This window comes from Bacillus sp. AFS015802 (assembly GCF_002561455.1).
In the GTDB taxonomy this organism is placed as follows: Bacteria; Bacillota; Bacilli; order Bacillales; family Bacillaceae_B; genus Rossellomorea.
Map to the genome: position 1 here is coordinate 547633 of NZ_NTUP01000066.1, position 19724 is coordinate 567356.

Annotated in this window: 20 protein-coding genes and 1 pseudogene; 18 read left to right on the forward strand and 3 right to left on the reverse strand. The window is 44.4% G+C overall.

Annotated features, from left to right (window positions below):
• Positions 1 to 9: 9 nt before the first annotated feature.
• The 9 genes and pseudogenes from CN378_RS22770 (at position 10) to nikC (ending at position 9291) form a co-directional block, all read left to right on the forward strand.
• Positions 10 to 186, forward strand: a complete 177-nt coding sequence (locus CN378_RS22770; protein ID WP_179884999.1) for a hypothetical protein — start codon at positions 10 to 12, stop codon at positions 184 to 186.
• A gap of 187 nt (positions 187 to 373) precedes the next feature.
• A complete protein-coding gene (locus CN378_RS20115) occupies positions 374 to 634 on the forward strand; it encodes a YgaB family protein (RefSeq protein WP_098354252.1) in 261 nt (86 codons plus the stop codon).
• Between the two features lie 207 nt (positions 635 to 841).
• Positions 842 to 1372: a nucleoside tri-diphosphate phosphatase gene (gene ntdP, locus CN378_RS20120; protein WP_034762875.1), complete on the forward strand. Its 531-nt coding sequence runs from the start codon at positions 842 to 844 to the stop codon at positions 1370 to 1372.
• A gap of 164 nt (positions 1373 to 1536) precedes the next feature.
• Positions 1537 to 3285, forward strand: coding sequence for an ABC transporter ATP-binding protein (locus CN378_RS20125; RefSeq protein ID WP_098354253.1), 1749 nt, complete (start codon positions 1537 to 1539; stop codon positions 3283 to 3285).
• A 306-nt stretch (positions 3286 to 3591) separates the two neighbouring features.
• Positions 3592 to 4608, forward strand: a complete 1017-nt coding sequence (locus CN378_RS20130) for an ABC transporter ATP-binding protein (RefSeq protein ID WP_098354254.1) — start codon at positions 3592 to 3594, stop codon at positions 4606 to 4608.
• A complete protein-coding gene (locus CN378_RS20135; protein WP_098354255.1) occupies positions 4583 to 5548 on the forward strand; it encodes an ABC transporter ATP-binding protein in 966 nt (321 codons plus the stop codon). The genes CN378_RS20130 and CN378_RS20135 overlap by 26 nt, the downstream gene beginning before the upstream one ends.
• Positions 5549 to 5623: 75 nt before the next feature.
• Positions 5624 to 7203, forward strand: a pseudogene (locus tag CN378_RS20140) (ABC transporter substrate-binding protein).
• A gap of 158 nt (positions 7204 to 7361) precedes the next feature.
• Positions 7362 to 8366 (forward strand): ABC transporter permease, encoded by a 1005-nt coding sequence (locus CN378_RS20145; RefSeq protein ID WP_098354256.1) that lies wholly within the window; start codon positions 7362 to 7364, stop codon positions 8364 to 8366.
• A 28-nt stretch (positions 8367 to 8394) separates the two neighbouring features.
• Complete coding sequence (gene nikC / locus CN378_RS20150; RefSeq protein WP_098354257.1) at positions 8395 to 9291, forward strand: nickel transporter permease; 897 nt, start codon at positions 8395 to 8397, stop codon at positions 9289 to 9291.
• Between the two features lie 46 nt (positions 9292 to 9337).
• Here the strand turns inward: nikC and CN378_RS20155 are convergent, their stop codons facing one another.
• Together CN378_RS20155 and CN378_RS20160 are read right to left on the reverse strand one after the other, a co-directional pair.
• Positions 9338 to 10420, reverse strand: a complete 1083-nt coding sequence (locus CN378_RS20155) for an FUSC family protein (RefSeq protein ID WP_098354258.1) — start codon at positions 10418 to 10420, stop codon at positions 9338 to 9340.
• Positions 10421 to 10679: 259 nt separating this feature from the next.
• On the reverse strand, positions 10680 to 11966 hold the full coding sequence (locus tag CN378_RS20160; protein ID WP_098354259.1) for a glutamate-1-semialdehyde 2,1-aminomutase: 1287 nt from the start codon (positions 11964 to 11966) through the stop codon (positions 10680 to 10682).
• Positions 11967 to 12165: 199 nt separating this feature from the next.
• Here CN378_RS20160 and CN378_RS20165 point away from each other — a divergent pair, with 199 nt between their 5' ends.
• The 8 genes from CN378_RS20165 to perR all read left to right on the forward strand — a co-directional run bounded on the left by CN378_RS20165 (position 12166) and on the right by perR (position 18074).
• Complete coding sequence (locus tag CN378_RS20165) at positions 12166 to 13176, forward strand: ABC transporter ATP-binding protein (protein WP_098354260.1); 1011 nt, start codon at positions 12166 to 12168, stop codon at positions 13174 to 13176.
• Positions 13177 to 13227: 51 nt separating this feature from the next.
• A complete protein-coding gene (locus CN378_RS20170; protein ID WP_098354261.1) occupies positions 13228 to 14019 on the forward strand; it encodes an ABC transporter permease in 792 nt (263 codons plus the stop codon).
• A gap of 3 nt (positions 14020 to 14022) precedes the next feature.
• Positions 14023 to 14808 (forward strand): ABC transporter permease, encoded by a 786-nt coding sequence (locus CN378_RS20175; protein WP_098354262.1) that lies wholly within the window; start codon positions 14023 to 14025, stop codon positions 14806 to 14808.
• Positions 14809 to 14869: 61 nt separating this feature from the next.
• Entirely contained in the window at positions 14870 to 15274 is a 405-nt protein-coding gene (locus CN378_RS20180; RefSeq protein ID WP_098354263.1) for an ion channel, read from the forward strand.
• Positions 15275 to 15347: 73 nt separating this feature from the next.
• Positions 15348 to 15812: a thioredoxin-dependent thiol peroxidase gene (gene bcp / locus CN378_RS20185; RefSeq protein ID WP_098354264.1), complete on the forward strand. Its 465-nt coding sequence runs from the start codon at positions 15348 to 15350 to the stop codon at positions 15810 to 15812.
• A gap of 227 nt (positions 15813 to 16039) precedes the next feature.
• Positions 16040 to 16990: a D-2-hydroxyacid dehydrogenase gene (locus CN378_RS20190; RefSeq protein ID WP_098354265.1), complete on the forward strand. Its 951-nt coding sequence runs from the start codon at positions 16040 to 16042 to the stop codon at positions 16988 to 16990.
• A gap of 2 nt (positions 16991 to 16992) precedes the next feature.
• A complete protein-coding gene (locus tag CN378_RS20195) occupies positions 16993 to 17541 on the forward strand; it encodes a cob(I)yrinic acid a,c-diamide adenosyltransferase (RefSeq protein ID WP_098354266.1) in 549 nt (182 codons plus the stop codon).
• Positions 17542 to 17633: 92 nt separating this feature from the next.
• Positions 17634 to 18074, forward strand: coding sequence for a peroxide-responsive transcriptional repressor PerR (gene perR, locus CN378_RS20200; RefSeq protein WP_371928721.1), 441 nt, complete (start codon positions 17634 to 17636; stop codon positions 18072 to 18074).
• Between the two features lie 85 nt (positions 18075 to 18159).
• Here the strand turns inward: perR and CN378_RS20205 are convergent, their stop codons facing one another.
• Positions 18160 to 18510: a YgzB family protein gene (locus tag CN378_RS20205; RefSeq protein WP_098354267.1), complete on the reverse strand. Its 351-nt coding sequence runs from the start codon at positions 18508 to 18510 to the stop codon at positions 18160 to 18162.
• 154 nt (positions 18511 to 18664) lie between these two features.
• On the opposite strand from CN378_RS20205, the gene CN378_RS20210 reads away from it, so the two are divergent.
• A complete protein-coding gene (locus tag CN378_RS20210) occupies positions 18665 to 19531 on the forward strand; it encodes a nucleotidyltransferase-like protein (protein WP_098354268.1) in 867 nt (288 codons plus the stop codon).
• Positions 19532 to 19724 lie beyond the last annotated feature (193 nt).

Here is a 19724-nt window from a genome sequence, read left to right on the forward strand (position 1 = left end):
AGGGAGGATATGACCGGATCATGGACTATTGGATTGAGAAATGAGGTCTTGGGTGGGAATTTTAGTGGTGAAAAAGCTTGGATGGTTGGGGGAATAGTCTTTTTGAAAGAAGGGGAAGAGAGAGGATTGCGTCATTTCTTTGATATTTGCGTCATTTTAAAATTTATTGCGTCGTTTTTCTATTAATTGCGTCATTCTGAAAGGTTATTGCGTCTTTTTACATATAATGGAATAGATAGAACCTGTCCTCCTGCTCCCACATGATTCACCACCTCGACAAAACTTTCGGGATTGTGACATAAGTAGTCAAAGGGTTTGGGCACAGAAGGGAGAATGTGTTAGGAGAGCTTGTGTAGAGGAGTGGGTTGAAGTGATGCATCAGCGTTTTAATGAGTTGGTCACAGAGCAGTTAGAGACGATGGATAAGTTGTTATATCTTCAGTCTGAGATAGAACGTTGTCAGGAGTTAGAGGAAGAATTGATGAAGCTTCAGGAAATGACAAAGGTTGAATCACTTCAAAAGGAAATCCTTTCAAAGAAGAAGGAGCTCAGGGAGATTCAACAAGTTTTCGAAAGACAGACAGATGAAGTGATCCTTTCTTATCAGAAGGAACAAAGTAGCGTCACCACGTAAAGGGCATTCACAAGTTACCTCTATGTCTCAATCGTGGAAGCTGAACATATTCAATATAACCCTCATTTTTTAACCGGATCGGGCTGTTCTTAAAGGATATTTTCTTTAAGAATAGCCCTTTTGTTTTAAATTTTCTGAGGAAACGTTATAATGATAAAATAGACAAGCATATATAAGGGTAATTTTGAAATGAAAGAAGGGGATACGATGGCGGTTCCCACTGAAGGAAAATCTGTACAAATACATAGCTTTAAGCATGATGGAAACATTCACCGCATATGGAATGAGACGACGGTCCTGAAAGGGACGACGAATCAGATCATCGGTGGAAATGACCGGACGATGGTGACGGAGTCAGACGGAAGGACGTGGATGACCCGAGAACCGGCCATTTGCTATTTTCATTCGGAGCTATGGTTTAACATTATTTGTATGATTCGTGAGGACGGTATTTATTATTATTGTAATTTAAGTTCACCATTTGTATATGATCATGAGGCGATCAAGTATATCGATTACGACTTGGATATAAAAGTGTTTCCTGACATGACATATACGCTACTCGATGAAGACGAATATGAAGCTCATCGGAAACTATACGGTTACCCGGATGTGATCGATCACATCCTCAAGCGGAATGTCGACAAGCTTGTTCGCTGGATACGGCAACGGAAAGGGCCATTCGCCCCGGACTTTATTGATATCTGGTACGAGCGTTACTTGACCCACAGGGGGTAACAGGGTTTTGAAAATTGTATAGGTATCAAAGGGCTGACCCAGTAAGGAGCAACCTCCTCATTTCCATTGTTTGACTTGAGGGGGGACAATGCTGCGTTCCATACTGGGTCACCCCTTTTTATTGGGGCAAACTAAACAGGCATATCTTAGAAAGGAGTAATCACTTGGATAGTATCAAACGGTACCTTCAGTTTGTCAAACCTTATAAGTGGCAAATCATAGGTACATTAATCATAGGTATCATTAAATTTACGATTCCCTTGTTGATCCCCATATTAATTAAATATGTCATCGATGATATAGTGGGGGCTAAAGGATTAACGGCTGATGAGAAGACAAGTCAGCTGCTCATGATCATGGGGATCATGCTTGTCCTGTTCGTGCTCGTAAGACCGCCGGTGGAATATTACAGGCAGTACTTTGCACAGTGGACGGGCAACAAGATCCTTTTTGACTTGAGGGATTATCTATTCTCTCATATTCAGCGACTCAGCTTTAAGTACTATTCGAATACAAGGGCAGGAGAAGTCATTTCGAGGGTCATCAATGACGTGGAGCAGACGAAGAATTTCGTGATAACAGGTCTGATGAATCTTTGGCTGGACGCGGCCACGATTGTGATCGCCCTGTCCATCATGTTCACGATGGATGTATCCCTGACGCTTGTGTCACTCATTGCTTTTCCATTCTACGCTTTCTCCGTCCGTTATTTCTTCGGCAGGCTGAGAGGCTTGACGAGGGACCGTTCCCAGGCACTGGCGGAAGTTCAAAGTCATTTGCATGAACGGGTCCAGGGGATGGCTGTCATCAAGAGCTTTGCTGTTGAAGATTATGAACAAAAACAATTTCAGGAGCAGAATAATAATTTCTTAACGAAAGCTTTAATGCAGACCAGCTGGAATGCAAAAGCCTTCGCGGTCGTCAATACGATCACCGATATTTCACCCTTGATCATCATCGGGTATGCAGGGCTGCAGGTCATTAATGGAGACTTGACGATTGGTACAATGGCCGCCTTTATCGCATACATCGACCGTCTCTATGGTCCCCTAAGACGCCTGGTGAACTCATCCACGACACTCACTCAATCGATTGCTTCCATGGACCGTGTCTTTGAATTCATGGACGAAAAGTACGATATCGATGATGAACCGGGAGCGATTCCATGTAAAAATGTTCGCGGGGATATCCAGTTCAAAAATGTCTCTTTCCGCTATGAATCAGATGAGGAGAGAGTACTTCGCAACCTTAACCTGGATATTCAAACGGGAGAAACCGTTGCATTAGTCGGGATGAGCGGCGGAGGGAAATCATCCTTCGTCAGCCTGATCCCGCGCTTCTATGATGTAACGGAAGGTGAAATCCTGTTAGACGGCACGGACATCAGGAGATTTCAGGTCAGATCTTTACGTGACAATATCGGGATGGTGCTGCAGGACAATATTCTCTTTAGTGAATCAGTCAAGATGAATATTAAGTTCGGTAATCCCGAGGCGACGGATGAAGAGGTGATTGAAGCAGCGAAGGCTGCGAATGCGCATGATTTCATTATGAAATTGCCTCAAGGCTATGATACCCGTGTTGGGGAACGCGGCGTCAAGCTATCGGGAGGTCAGAAGCAAAGGGTGGCGATTGCGAGGGTATTCCTGAAGAATCCGCCGATCCTCATTTTGGATGAGGCGACATCTGCCCTTGATTTAGAAAGTGAGCACCTCATCCAGGAATCCCTTGAAATCCTGGCAAAAGACCGGACAACCTTCATCGTGGCCCATCGTCTGTCAACGATCACTCATGCTGATCGCATCATTCACATGGAGCACGGAGAAGTGGTTGAAATGGGAAGACATGATGAGCTGATGGCGAGACAAGGCCACTACCACAAACTCTTCCAGGTTCAACAGCTTGATCAATAATATCGAATGTCATGACATATCACGATTACTGTGATAAATGTCATGACTTTTTTTGTATGTCAAAAAAATATATGAAACTAATTTCAGGTGTTTCATGAACATAGTAGGACTAAATAACTTTATATGGAAGGAATGAAAAGGTTAATTGGACATATATTGAATTGATATGGGAATATCGACTTTATGTAGAAAAATTCTGAAAATAGATTGCAACATTTGTAACATCTTGTATAATAAGAAGCATATAAAATTTAGAAAATAATCACTATTATGAAAAGAGAGATAGTTTTAAAGAGGAGGATTTGAATGAGCGAACAACGTCCTTTACTGAAAGTGGAAGATTTGAGGACCTCCTTTTTTACGGATGATGGAGAAGTTCCTGCAGTCGATGGAGTCAGTTTTCATGTGAATGAAGGGGAGGTGCTGGGGATCGTAGGGGAAAGTGGATGCGGAAAAAGCGTCACATCCCTATCTATCATGGGTCTCGTACCAAAACCCCCCGGGAAAATAGTAGGTGGAAAGATCCTTTATAAAGAGGAAGACCTGACACAGGCATCTGAAAAGCGGATGAGAGACATCCGGGGTAATGATATAGCGATGATCTTCCAGGAACCGATGACATCGTTAAACCCTGTTTTTACCATAGGAGATCAATTAATCGAAGCAATACGCATACATACGAAAGTCGGAAAGAAACAAGCAAGGGATAAAGCTGTTGAAATCATGAAGATGGTCGGTTTGCCGAGAGCGGAAGAATTGATCAAGGAATATCCTCATCAATTATCCGGCGGGATGAGACAAAGGGTCATGATCGCCATGGCGATGGTGTGTGATCCCCGCGTACTGATTGCAGACGAGCCGACGACGGCACTGGACGTAACGATCCAGGCTCAGATTTTAAAGTTGATGAAGCGTTTGAATAAAGAACTGAACACAGCCGTACTCCTGATCACCCATGATTTAGGGGTTGTCGCTGAAACATGTGAACGGGTGGTCGTGATGTACTCAGGTAAAGTGGTGGAAGAGGGAACCGTAGAAGAAATCTTTAAGGACCCTCAGCATCCATACACGAAAGGCCTGATAAAGTCCGTACCCGATATGCGTATCAAGCAGCAGCGGCTGCATTCGATCCAGGGGAATGTTCCGAAACCGGGATCCATTAAGATTGGGTGCCGCTTTGCAGCCCGCTGTGATTCAGCATTTGATCGCTGTTTAGTCGAAACACCGGAATTATATGAAACATCACAAGGACATTGCACACGATGCTTCCTGTTCGATGAAGTGGAGGAGGGAGTTTATGACGGAACCGTTGCTAAAGGTTGAGAATCTTAAGAAGCATTTCCCGATTACAGGGGGAATCCTCGGACGACCTGTCAGCTCTGTAAAAGCGGTGGACGGGGTATCGTTTACCGTGAATAAAGGAGAAACCCTGGGAATAGTAGGGGAGAGTGGATGCGGGAAGTCCACGACGGGCAGGATGCTCATGAGACTCATTGATCCATCCGAGGGGAAGGTTACATTCGAGGACCGTGAGCTTACGAGTCTATCAAACTCGGAAATGAGGAAGATACGCAGGGAAATGCAGATGGTCTTCCAGGATCCCTTTGCATCCTTGAATCCAAGACATACGGTGGAAAAGATTCTTGAAGAACCCCTCAAGGTTCATGGAATGGGCTCTGCCAAGGAAAGAAAAGAGAGGGTGCATGAACTCCTCAATATCGTCGGCCTGAGCAGTTATCACGCCAAACGCTATCCACATCAATTCAGTGGTGGACAAAGGCAAAGGATCGGGATTGCAAGGGCGCTCATGACGAAGCCGAAGCTGATCATTGCAGACGAGCCCGTATCGGCCCTTGACGTATCCATTCAGTCACAGGTATTGAATCTGATGCAGGATCTACAAAAAGAGTTCGGGCTCACCTATATCTTCATCGCGCATGATCTTGGTGTAGTCAGACATATTAGTGACCGGGTCGGTGTGATGTATTTAGGGAAGATGGTTGAGCTGAGCGATAGTGAAAATCTCTATGAAAAGCCGCTGCACCCATACACACAGGCTCTACTCTCAGCGGTGCCTGTACCGGATCCGGATTTTGAGAGGGAAACCATCCTCTTGCAGGGTGATATCCCGAGTCCCTCGAATCCGCCGAGCGGCTGTACATTCCATACCAGATGTCCGCACGCAACAGAGATTTGTAAACAGAAAGTGCCGGAATTCAAGGAACACCAACCAGGGCATTATGTAGCTTGTCACCTTTACTAGGCTGGCAAGCCTCATAAGTATATAAACAACATTCAGGAGGGGATTTAGTTGAGGAAAAAAAGCTGGTCAATTTTAATGCTGCTCATCCTGCTCGTATCATCCGCGCTTTACGGATGTGGAGGAGATGAGAAATCTTCAGGTGAAGGCGGCAACAGCGGAGATAATGGAGATCCTAAAGTACTGATCTTTGGCCGCGGGGGAGACTCTGTAGGGCTTGATCCAGGAACAGTAACGGATGGTGAATCATTTAAAGTAACGAAGAACATCTTCGAAACACTTGTAAAGTTCGGAGAGCAGGATACGGAAGTGAACCCGGGATTAGCAGAAGAATGGAAGGTATCCGATGATGGTTTAACGTACACATTCATGCTGCGAGACGGAGTGAAATTCCAGGATGGCACTGATTTCAATGCAGATGCCGTTGTGAAGAACTTTGAGCGCTGGATGAACGGGAATGCAGATCAATTCCCTTACTACGGTTCCATGTTCGGCGGTTTCAAAGCCGATGAAGGTCATGTGATCAAAGAAGTGAAAGCTACTGATGATATGACGGTTGAATTTGTGTTAAAGCTCCATTCTTAAAGAATGTTGCCATGAGTCCTTTCGCAATCGTAAGTCCGAAAGCAATTGATGAACTAGGTGACAAGCTTGCTGAAACACCAACAGATTCAGGGACTGGTCCTTTCAAATTTGTCGAGTGGAAGCGAAATGACAAAATCGTCCTTGAGAAAAACGAAGACTACTGGAACAAAGATCTACCAAAATTAGATCAAGTCGTATTCAAATCGATTCCTGAAAACTCAGCCCGTCTGAATGCACTGATTTCCGGTGAAATCGATCTTGCTGATGGTATCAATCCGAGTGATGCAAGCAAAGTCGAGGGTGATGACAACCTGCAATTATTCGAACGTCCATCTATGAACGTTGGATACTTAGGTTTAACATCTACTCGTAAGCCTTTCGATGACCCTAAAGTACGTCAGGCAATCAATTATGCAATCAACAAGCAGGAGATCATTGATGCTTTCTTCGAAGGGAAAGCTGAAATGGCCAAAAACCCGATGCCTCCAGTAATCGCCGGATACAATGACGATATCGAGGCTTATGAGTACAACCCTGAAAAAGCGAAAGAACTACTTGCTGAAGCAGGTCATAAAGATGGTTTTGAAATGGAACTATGGGCTATGCCAGTTCCTCGTCCATATATGCCGGACGGCCAAAAGGTAGCGGAAGCGATCCAAGCAGATCTAGCTGAAGTAGGAGTAAAAGCCAAAATCGTATCTTACGAGTGGGCGACGTACCTGGAAAAAGCGAAAAACGGGGAAGCTGACGCATTCCTACTTGGTTGGACAGGTGATAATGGAGACGCTGATAACTTCCTTTATGTCCTTCTTGACGAAGATAATATCGGAAGCAATAACTACTCTTACTACAAAAACGATGAAGTTCACAAACTCTTAATTGATGCTCAAACAGAAGTAGATCCTGCAAAACGTGAAGAGCTGTACAAGAAAGCCCAGGAAATCATCCATGAGGATGCTCCGTGGGTACCACTTGCTCACTCTACACCACTACTTGCAGGAAGTGCAGCTCTTAAAAACTTCAAGCCACATCCAACCGGTTCCGACTGGTTAGGCGCAGTGGACATGGAGTAATAAGCAACAAACCAAAGGGGAGACATCGCAGATTTCTCCCCTTTGTACATAGAAAAGCGGAGCCAACTGTTCAGTCCCGACAAACAAATGAGTAATGCCAATTATGCAATTTTACTATTCTATCTATATCAGAATCTCCACACAGAGAGGTGAACTTAATGTTCCAATACACCATTCGTCGATTACTGCAACTCATTCCTGTTTTACTGGGGATGACTCTTATCGTCTTTTCCATCATCCGTGCGATTCCGGGAGATCCCGCTCAAGTCATTTTAGGGCAGCAGGCTACGAAAGAAGCCGTGGCTGCGTTAAGAGATCAGCTCGGTCTCGATAATGCCTGGTATATCCAGTACATTGATTATCTTAAAGGATTATTGACAGGGGATTTAGGCAGTTCCCTGCGGACAAAGACAGAAGTTTCATCTGAAATCTGGCCATATTTGGCGGCTACGGCTGAGCTTGCGATCGTGGCAATCATCATTGCAGTCGTCATCGGGGTCAATGCCGGTATCATCAGTGCGTGGTTCCAAAACTCATGGTTCGATTATACGGCCATGATTCTTGCCCTTATCGGTGTTTCCGTGCCTATTTTCTGGCTGGGATTAATGGAACAATGGACATTCGGCATTCAGCTGGACATCCTGCCTACAACAGGTAGGGAGAATATACGAAACCCCGTTGATTCCATTACCAACTTCTATATTCTTGATACGATCATGCAAGGGCGGTTCGACCAGCTTGGTGACGTGTTGAAACACATCATCCTACCGGGAATTGCCTTGGCAACGATCCCGATGGCGATCATAGCCCGTATGACTCGTTCAAGTATGCTGGAAGTCATGCGATCTGATTATATCCGTACTGCACGTGCAAAGGGCTTAAAAATGTTCTGGGTCGTGTATAAACATTCGTTGAAAAATGCCATCATACCCGTCCTGACAGTCATCGGGTTGCAGATGGGCCTTCTCCTTGGGGGAGCGATCCTGACGGAAACCATCTTTGGCTGGCCAGGGATCGGAAGATATATTTATGAGGCGATCGGTTATAGGGATTATCCTGTCGTGCAATCTGGAATCCTGGTCGTTGCCATGATCTTTGTCACGATCAATCTAATCGTCGACTTACTCTATGCGGCTGTCGATCCCCGCATTAAATACAACTAACATCAATAGAAGAAAGAGGTGATCTCTCATGGCAGAATTAGCAGAACCGCAAAAGGAGCTTCATCCTTCTCTGGAGGAAGAGACGGTCTCTCCCTGGAAGGAAGCATGGAAAAGCTTCACCAAGAATAAGATAGCACTCGTCGGATTTTGTATCGTCCTATTCTTTATCATCCTGGCGATTGCAGCACCCCTCATCGCACCACAGGGAATCAATGAGCAGGACCTTTCAAAGAGGCTTCAGGCACCATCTTCAGAGCATTGGTTAGGGACGGATGACTTTGGCCGGGATATCTTATCAAGAATCATCCATGGCGCCCGTATTTCTCTATGGGTCGGGTTCTTCGCCGTTATCGGGTCTTCTGTAATTGGTAGTTTACTTGGAATCGTTGCGGGTTATTACGGCAGATGGGTCGATACCATCATTTCCCGTATCTTTGATATCATGCTTGCATTCCCAAGCATCCTGTTAGCGATTGCCGTCGTAGCTGCTCTTGGGCCTTCACTAAGAAACGCATTGATAGCCATTGCCATCATCAATATCCCAAATTTCGGGCGACTCATTCGATCAAGGGTGTTGAGTGTGAAGCAAGAGGAGTACGTAATGGCAGCCAAAGCCATCGGGATGAGCGATTTCCGGATTCTATTCAGTCATGTGCTGCCAAATAGTATGGCTCCCATCATTGTGCAGGGAACACTGGCCATCGCGACTGCCATCATTGAAGCAGCAGCCCTCGGTTTCCTTGGTCTAGGAGCCCAGGCTCCTGAACCTGAATGGGGGAAAATGCTGTCTGATGCGAGACAGTATATGCTTCAGGCCCCGTGGACGATGATCTTCCCGGGACTTGCCATCATGCTGACTGTATTAGGATTCAACCTGATGGGGGACGGGCTTCGGGATGCCCTTGACCCTAAAATGAAAAACTAAACAAAAAACGGAGCAAAGGATCCTATCTTTGCTCCGTTTTTGTTATTTATTCTTCTTCTTCGGCAATCATCACTTCATTTTCATCTTTATGATACGATTGGAAGCTTGTAATAAGCTTTTCTAGATGTTCCAAATGCTCATCGTATTCAAAAATGGCAGAGAAGATATGAAGCAGATGGAAGTTATGGATGTTGTCGTCCTTCGAATGATGCTTGACTTCCTCAAGCATGATATTCATCAGCTCTTTACGATGCAGGCATACATCCTGCTGTGCTTCTGATTCCGCATGTGGATGCATTTTGCCAAGGAACTTCAATAGCAGCTGTTCATGATAGGTAAGTAAGCAGTCAAGTTGGTTTTTAATGACGCCCCGTAATTCGTCGGGCAATTGAAAGATTTCGTTTTCATATCGATTAAGGCGCTTCAGTATTTCGAAGCTCCGATTGGTTGAAGAAATCATTTGTCTGAAAATCACAAGCTTGCGGCTTTTGACAATCGAATTCTTCTTGAAATAATCCCGTTCCTCTTTATACAGAAGATACAGTTGGTCGACCTTTATAAGTTTTTCCTTGATGCGCTCCAGGTCCTTTTTCAAAAGATGGAATTCCGTAGCGTGCCTCGAGCTTAACCTGATCCATTTCAGGATCTCTTCGGTTGAGTCCGATACTTTATGAAAAAGCTTAGTTTCATATTTCGGAGGCAGGAACACCAGGTTGACGAGAAACGATGAGAAGACCCCGATCATGATGGTCGAGAAACGAATGAAAGCAAATTGGATAAAATCCTGATCTGTCACTTCCATGATGGCAATCATGGTAACCAGTGCAAGACCGATTGTGTTCTGCAGCTTTAATTTAAGAATGATGGCAATGGCAATCACAGCTGCCAGGCCGACTATCAGTGGATTGCTGCCGAATAATAGGACAAATAAAACGGCAATTCCGGCTCCGATCAGGTTCGCTTGGATTTGTTCGATAATGGATAGATAAGAACGGTAAATGGTGGGCTGGACGGCAAATACCGCCGCAATTCCCGCGAACACCGGGGAAGGAATGCCGAGCAGCTGGGATACAAGTAGAGCCAATACAATCGCAATTCCCGTTTTGAGGATGCGAGCACCAAGTTTCATGGAATTAGAATCCTTTCTTGTGTTACTTTTTAATAAACAATACTGTACTATACATGTACTTACAAGTAATATCAATAGGGAAATTCAAATAAGTTTCTACAAAAATATGTACCTGTTTCAGAGGGGGTGTAAACACCAGTTTCACTGCAACATCCATAGTTATGTGAGGTGGAAACGAATTATTCTGATCGTCAAAAAAAACTGCCTCACCAGGTCATGTAACCTGGCGAAACAGTCTTATCCGTTTTTTCCTCTTCTATTATAATTGTGCAAATGCCTGATCGACGGCTTCCAAGGTAACCTTGATATCTTCTTCTGTATGAGCTGTCGTCAAGAACCATGCTTCATATTTAGATGGTGCAAGATTGATTCCTTGATGAAGCATAAGCTTAAAGAACTTTGCAAACATGTCTCCGTCTGTCGCTTCAGCCTGTTCGTAGTTCTCCACTTTTTCAGTAGTGAAGTAGAGAGTCAGGGCGCCCTTTAATCTATTAATGGAAATCGGCGTATTATGTTTTTCTGCCGCTGCTAAAATCCCTTTTTCAAGCATCTCCCCAAGTTGATTCAACTTCTCGTATACGCCTTCTTCTCTTAAAACTTCAAGACAGGCAATTCCTGATAGGATGGAAGCAGGATTACCGGCCATCGTTCCTGCCTGGTAAGCAGGTCCTAAAGGGGCGACCTGTTCCATGATTTCTTTTTTCCCGCCGTAAGCACCGATCGGCAGGCCGCCGCCGATGATTTTCCCAAGGGCTGTCAAGTCCGGCTTCACTTTTAACATGTCCTGTGCGCCGCCGTAAGTAAAGCGGAACGCTGTGATGACTTCATCATAAATCACAAGGGAATTAGAGGCATGGGCGATGTCGTTCACCTGCTGGAGGAACCCTTCCTTCGGTTCCACGATCCCGAAGTTTCCGACGATCGGTTCTACAAGGACCGCCGCGATTTGGTCACCCCATTTCTCCATCGCTTCCTTAAATGGTTCAATGTCATTGAACGGAACGGTGATGACTTCCTGCGCGATGCTTTTTGGAACACCCGCAGAATCCGGCGTTCCGAGGGTGGACGGTCCGGAACCGGCTGCAACCAGCACCAGATCCGAGTGTCCATGGTAGCAGCCTGCAAATTTAATGACTTTGTCTTTCCCGGTATAGGCCCTCGCCACACGGATCGTCGTCATCACGGCTTCTGTACCTGAATTGACGAAGCGGACTTTGTCCATGTAAGGCATAGCTTCTTTGATCATTTTCGCAAATTTCACTTCATGACCCGTAGGCGTTCCGTACAGGACCCCGTTTGCTGCAGCCCTGGTAATCGCTTCGGTGATATGCGGGTGAGCATGTCCCGTTATGATCGGGCCGTATGCTGCCAGATAGTCGATGTATTTGTTTCCGTCCACATCCCAGAAATATGCGCCTTTTCCTCTTTCCATGGCAACTGGGGAGCCGCCTCCCACTGCTTTATAGGAACGCGATGGGCTGTTCACGCCTCCGACTATATGTTCCAGTGCTTCTGTATGTAAAGTTTCTGATTCAGTGAATTTCATGTTTTCCTCCCGGTAAAAGTATATTTTTCTATGCACTACCTCTCTATTGTAGTACGGACTTTTAAACTTTAGCAAATAGGGAATCAATGGGCACACTACTTTTCAAGCAGACTGTTCAAAGGGACCGTGCTCTCTGTGGTACACTATAGTTTGTTTGTGAAAGAGAAACCTATTTCAAGAAAATCTAGGAGGACGCAAGATGAATGCGATTGAAGTGAATCATTTGCGTAAGGAATTCAAGGCTTTTTCCAGTCGTTCGGGGCTGAAGGGTGCCTTCAGGGATTTGTTTACGCGTAATTATAAAGTCGTTCCTGCGGTGAATGATATTTCATTCAAAGTGGAACAGGGGGAGATGGTTGGATACATCGGTGAGAATGGGGCCGGAAAGTCCACTACCATCAAAATGCTGACGGGCATCCTGACTCCGACAGGGGGAGAACTGACCGTCAATGGAATGAACCCCCATCGCGACCGGGAAAAATTCGTTCAGACGATCGGCGTTGTGTTTGGACAACGCTCACAACTCTGGTGGGATATTGCCGTACAGGAATCTTTTCAGCTTTTGAAAAAGGTGTACAAAGTACCTGATCAACAATATAAGGAGCATATGGATCACGTGATTGAGACACTGGATATTGCGCCGCTTTTGGACAAACCGGTGCGCAAGCTGTCTCTTGGGCAGAGAATGAGATGTGAGCTGGCCGCCGCGCTTGTTCATAACCCGCCTTTATTATTCCTGGATGAACCAACAATCGGATTGGATGTCCTGGTGAAATTGAAGATCCGTCAATTTTTAAAGGAAATCAATGAGAAGTACAATACAACCATTTTACTTACGACCCATGATTTATCGGATATCGAAGCCTTATGTGAACGGGTCGTCATGCTGGATGAAGGGAAAATCATTTATGATGGTGAACTGAGTCGCTTGAAAGAAAACTGGGGAGATCAGAAAGAAGTCGTCTTTCAATTCCTGGATGAAGTATCACTGTCCGCTTTATCCGACCTGACTAAGAATCACAGCATTTCATGGTCCTTTGACGAGAAGAAGCAATCTTATTCTGCCGTAACGGAAGCCGATGAAGAAGTCATCTCACAGCTCATCACCGACGTTGTGGCGAACTTCAAAGTGAAGGACATGAAGATAGAAGAGACGACCACTGAAGAGATCATCCGAAACATCTATGAAAAAGGGGCTGTGACAAGATGAGTGGTGGAATAAAAGTGACTCCACGCCTGCTCTTGTGTTGGGGTGGGTATCATGGCTAAGTATATCGAAATGATCCGTATCCGATTTCTGATGATGCTCGCCTATCGGACGAATTATTATAGCGGGATCTTAATCTACAGTATCAATATCGGGGCTTACTATTTCTTATGGCAGGCCATTTACGGGGGCAAACAGGATATCGAAGGATTATCAATCATCCAGATGACGACATATGTAGCCGTATCATGGATGGCAAGGGCCTTTTACTTCAATAATATTGATCGCGAAATTGCGCAGGAAATCAAAGAGGGGAAAGTGGCCGTTGAATTCATCAGGCCCTATAACTATCTCGGAATGAAAACAATGCAGGGACTTGGTGAGGGGATCTTCCGATTGGTCTTTTTCTCCTTCCCGGGGATGATCATCGTGAGCCTGATTTTTCCGCTTCAAATCGGTACAGGTTTTGACACGATCGGCTTATTTGCAATTTCGATCCTTTTCAGTTTTATTATCAATACACAAATCAATTTGCTGACAGGTATCACGACCTTTTTCTTATTTAATAATGACGGTCTGATCCGGGCCAAGCGAGTGGTAATCGATTTATTCTCGGGACTGCTTCTGCCGATTCACTTTTTCCCCCTGTGGGCGCAGAATGTGATGGAGTACTTGCCGTTTCAAAGTATCAGTTATGTCCCGAGCATGATTTTCACGAATGGTTTTACGACTTCGGAGTCGTTCCATGCGATTCTGATGCAGGGCCTTTGGTCGTTGATTCTTCTCATACCGATCAAAGTGCTGTGGGTCATGGCAAAAAAACAAATGATCATTCAAGGAGGGTGACCGATGTTTTATGTGAAGATGTTCTTTCAATACGTCGCCCAATATATGAAGATACGGCTGCAATATCGAGCCGACCTGATCGTCGAGATTCTGTCTGATTTGCTATTTCAAGCTGTTAATCTTGTATTTATCCTCGTTGTATTCGGACACACCCAGTTATTGAGCGGGTGGACGAGGGATGAAATCATTTTCATTTATGGATTTTTCCTGGTTCCGTTTGCTCTGTTCAGTTCCTTCTTCAATATCTGGGATTTTAACGACCGGTATGTGGTGAAGGGGGAATTCGACCGGATCCTGACAAGACCTATCCATAGTTTGTTTCAAGTGATTTTGGAGCGGATGGAGTTAGAGTCCCTTTTTGGTGTCCTCACCGGGATGGCCGTTATGTTTTACGCGGGTGGCAGGCTTGATATTACATTTGAGTGGTATGAACCGATCCTTTTCATCGTCTTTGTTTTCGGTGGGGCACTGGTTTATGCGGGGATCTTCATTGCCCTCGCAAGCATTGCATTCTGGTCTGATGCGAAAACGTCCATCATGCCGATGATGTACAATATCGGGAACTATGGAAGATACCCGGTTGATATTTATAATAGTGTCATCCGGTTTGTGTTGACGTGGATCCTTCCCTTTGCGTTCGTGGGAGTGTATCCATCTGCCTTTTTCCTGGAAAAGACGGAATGGTACCCGTATTCGTTCCTCACACCATTTGTTGGAATCGGATTTTTCATTTTCTCCATCGTTCTATGGAATGAAGGCGTGAAACGGTACAGAGGCGCAGGTAACTAGAATGATTTCCTGATGGTAAGCGTACATATACTAAGACAAGCAGAAAAAAGAGGGTATGTATATGCTTTATATCATTGGGTTTTTCATTCTGTTCTGCATGATCATGAGCCTGCGTGCATTATTTTATCCTTCGAGGTGGAAAGAACATCATGTTTCCCTTCATCACTTTCTCTTTTTGGGTATGAGCTACATCACGATTATGGTCGGTTTCGGACTGATGTTCACGCTGCTCGAACTTGAGGGGGTCCCGATTCTGGTTGAGGGGGGAGCTCCCATTACTGGTGATTTTCTCGATCATTTTTTTACAACCATGTATTTCAGCGGCATCACCCTTTTTTCAGTAGGATATGGGGATGTGACTCCGGTCGGGATCGGAAGGGGGATCGCCCTTATAGAGTCATGGCTTGGGTATACGATACCGGCAGCCTTTGTGGTGAAATCCTTTTTGAACTACGAAAACAAGTAGCGTATGGTTTGAGTTTTTTTCTTCTATTGGGTACGCTAATGTCAGAACGATATCCAATTGGAGGGGAAGACAAATGACAGTTGGTCAAAAAGCACCTGAATTTGAATTATTGGCAAGTAACGGAGAAAAGGTGAAGCTTTCCGATTACCGGGGGAAAAACGTGGTCCTTTATTTTTATCCGAAGGACATGACGCCTGGCTGTACGACGGAAGCGTGCGATTTCAGGGATCAGCATGAGAACTTTGAAGATCTTGATGCCGTCATCCTGGGTGTGAGTCCTGATCCCGTAGAAAAACATGAAAAGTTTATAGACAAACATGGGCTGCCATTTCTTCTTCTGGTTGATGAAGATCACAAGGCAGCGGAGGAATATGACGTGTGGAAACTGAAGAAAAACTTCGGAAAAGAATATATGGGCATCGAACGTTCGACTTTCATCATCGATAAAGAAGGAAACCTGGTTAAGGAATGGAGAAAGGTGAAAGTGAAGGGACATGTAGAGGAAGCTCTTCAGTACATTGAAGACAACCTTTCCTAAGCCTATTTTCAAGCCTATTTTAATATGTTTGAGGCTTTTGTCCATTCACAAGACGTGTAAGGACATATAGTAAGAGTAGGGCAACCTCCTCAAATAAGTCAGTCTCATCCGTGTAGAAGGATCGACCATGTCGATCCTCTTTTTTTATGCTCAAAGTATGCTTTAACTAGGGCGATCGCGCCTCTATATGGTAAAATAATGGGCAACAGGGAATGGGAGGAAGCGACATGAAAATCATCTTTACATTTCGTCCTAAGGAAGAATTCGTCTCAGATATTGAGAACAGCTTCCCTGAGAACGAGTTTCTTTTTTATAAAAAAATCAAGGAAGCAGAAAAGGATCTGCCTTACGCAGAAGTGATCGTTACAATGGGGGAAGATTTAACGGACGATCACATTAGGATGAGTGAAAGTTGTAAATGGATCATGGTGACGTCAGCGGGATTGGAGAAAATGCCTTTTGATGCGATCAAACGAAGGGGAATCCTCGTAACCAATGCAAGGGGTATCCATAAGATCCCCATGGCGGAATTTTCGATCGGATTGATGCTTCAGCATGCGAAACAGCTTCAGGCGGTTTGGGAGCAGGAGAAGGACGCCGTATGGAGTAGAAGACTGCCTACCTCCGAGCTTCATGGAGCGTCTCTTCTCGTTATCGGAGCCGGTGCTATCGGAGGGGAAATCGCCCGTCTGGCAAAAGCGTTTCATATGAATGTCAGCGGTGTGAACTCCACAGGATCGCCGGCGGAACATTTTGACAGAATGTTCACCCTGGAAACCTTCAGGGAACAGCTGGCCGGGTTCGATTACATCGTATCCGTTTTGCCGAGCACGGAGCATACTGCGTACATCATGAAAGTGGATGACTTTAAAAAGATGAAGGATACGGCCGTTTTCATCAATATGGGCCGCGGGGATCTCATGGAGGAGTCCGTCATTCTTGAAGTGATGGAAAAGAAGCTGATCAGCCGGATGTATTTGGATGTATTCGAAGAGGAACCGTTAGCTGGTCATCACCCTTTTTGGAAGACTGAAGGCATCACGGTGACACCACACCTTTCAAGTATCACCAAAAAATATATGCCTAGAGCATTAGACATCTTTAAAAAGAATTTATCTACATATAGTAATAACAGGGAAAACTTTATTAACGTGATTGATACAGAGAGGGGATATTAAACATGAAGATTTATACGAAATCGGGAGACAAGGGAACCACCTCCCTGGTATATGGAACCCGCGTATCCAAAAAAGATCAACGGGTAGAGGCCTACGGAACATGTGATGAAGCGAATTCAATGATCGGTCTCGGTCTAAGTTATATCAAATCCGAATACTTTGATGGAAAAGAGCAATTTGAAGAGTTCTTTCATAAAGTGCAAACCATACTCTTTCATGTCGGTGCCGAACTCGCCACACCTGAAGGGAAAGAAGTGAAATGGAAGCTGGATGAGACACATATTAAAGAATTGGAAGACCAAATCGATTTTCTGGACGGTTCCCTCACCCCACTCAGCAATTTCATTCTTCCGGGTGGTCAGCCGGCCGGTGCCGCCCTTCACACTGCAAGGACGATCGTCAGGAGAGCTGAAAGAGAGGCTGTAGGAATTGAAGAAGACATTAATCCGCTGGTCCTGTCTTATTTGAACCGGCTTTCCGACTACCTGTTCGTAGCAGGCCGTTACATCAATCAGCAGCTGGGGGAACAGGAGAAAAACCTCCACGAGTGAGAAGGAGAAAGATTGACAAAAGGGACCGTTGATTAGTACACTATTTATAAAGATTATAAAATAATAATTCTTATGAAAAGAGGTGCATGACGATGTCTGAAGAAGGACAATTAAAAGAAGCGATTTCGACATTGAAGGAAACGGGAGTCCGTATCACTCCTCAACGTCATGCGATATTAGAGTATCTCATAGATTCAATGGCCCATCCAACTGCCGATGATATATACAAAGCACTCGAAGGGAAATTCCCTAACATGAGTGTGGCGACCGTTTATAATAATTTACGCGTATTCCGTGAAGTAGGGTTAGTAAAAGAGTTGACTTACGGCGATGCTTCAAGTCGTTTTGACTTTGTGACAACCGATCATTACCATGTCATCTGCGATGGCTGCGGAAAAATCGTTGACTTTCACTACCCAGGGCTCGATGAAGTGGAACAGCTGGCTTCCCATGTGACAGGGTTCAAAGTGAACAACCATCGCATGGAAATCTACGGAACTTGCTCTGATTGCTCGGTTAAAGAAACACATTAGCTAAGAATGGTTCTGAATCAGGACCATTCTTTTATTTTTTGCCTTAAAAAAAGACCTTCCGTTGAAGGTCTTTTCTCATGCAGCTTTATCTTTTCTTTTTATTATAGTCCTCATCGAACTCTTCACCTTCAAGGTTCTTGTCAAGGGTGAGGGGCTCATTACAATACATGCACATGTCCACACGCCCAAGGACCTTGGTGACCTTTCCGCAATTGGGGCATGTCACCTGCACGGCCTTCGTGGACAGCATGCCGATCCAGAAGTAGACAACCGTACTTCCGATGATTCCCAGAAAACCCAGCAGCATAAATATTGTCATGACCCATGGATGTTCTCTAAAATATATACCGACGTACATAATGATAAATCCAATGAAAACCAAACTTAAGGCAAACGTACGGATTTTATTGATTTTACTTGAATATTTCTTAGCCATATGATTGTCCCTCCTAAAAAAATACTATACCATATTTGTTGTAATAAGAGGGATACGAAACCGATTTGTCGAAAAATGACTTTATTCAGAGAAGGAAATCCTCTTTGAATGTCGAAATAGTAACCAACCAATGAGTGATGTGGAGGAGTATGAAATGGAAGACATTTTACGACCGATATACCAAGAGCGTACAAGTCACCCCAATACTTTAGGAGCGCTTCTTATAGAACAAAGCAAAAAATCAAGCCCGTTGACCGATACCTTTGATATCGTCCTTTTCCTGGTTGTGAAGGAAGCGGAAGAACCGGTGTTCATCAAACACTATTCTTATAAGGAACAAAAGGCCGCGTTACATATCGTGACAGAAGCGAAACTGAACGAGTGGATTTTACTCGGATCCAACCGTAAAGTGATCGATTGGCTGTTCAATGGGAAAGTCCTGTTTGACCGGAATGAGTTCATCCATAATCTTAAGACAGAGTTAAGAGATTTCCCTTTCTATGGAAGAAAGATCAAGATGGGCATGGAATTCGCAAAATTGATTCGCCGTTACATGGATGGGAAAGAATTCTTTGAAAGCAAACATTATTTAGATGCCTACAATCATATTGTTCATTCATTGCATCATTTAGCTAGACTTGCGGTTATCGAAAATGGTTTCCACCCGGAGGTGACCGTATGGAACCAGGTTAAGCAAATAGAGCCCGAGATTTATAAACTCTATGAAGAACTCGTCACAAGTGATGAGGAGATTGATAAACGTCTTGAACTGCTATTTTTAGCAAGCGAGTTTCTCATCCACTCAAGAACCAAGGTTTCGACCGAGCATCTATTAGACATCCTCGGTCAAAAAGAACACTGGACGTTCCAGGATCTTCTTAATCATTCAGAAGCCAGACACTACTCGGTAGATTTAAGCATGCTCATTGAATATTTGACGGATAAAGGGCTTGTTGAAATTGTAGATATAGAAACCAAGGGACAAGGGATTTATCATCGATATTACCGAGCTGCAAAATAATTATAGTAAAATATTAATTTTTCGTTGACTTCACTCTATAACCTTGTTATATTAATAAATGTCGCTGCTGAACGACGGCAACGAGCGGTCAGTGGCGACTTAAAAAAAGCTTATAAAGTTGTTGACAATAACGACGCAACTTGATAAGATAAAAAAGTCGCTTAAACGAAGCGCTTACACATTGAACCTTGAA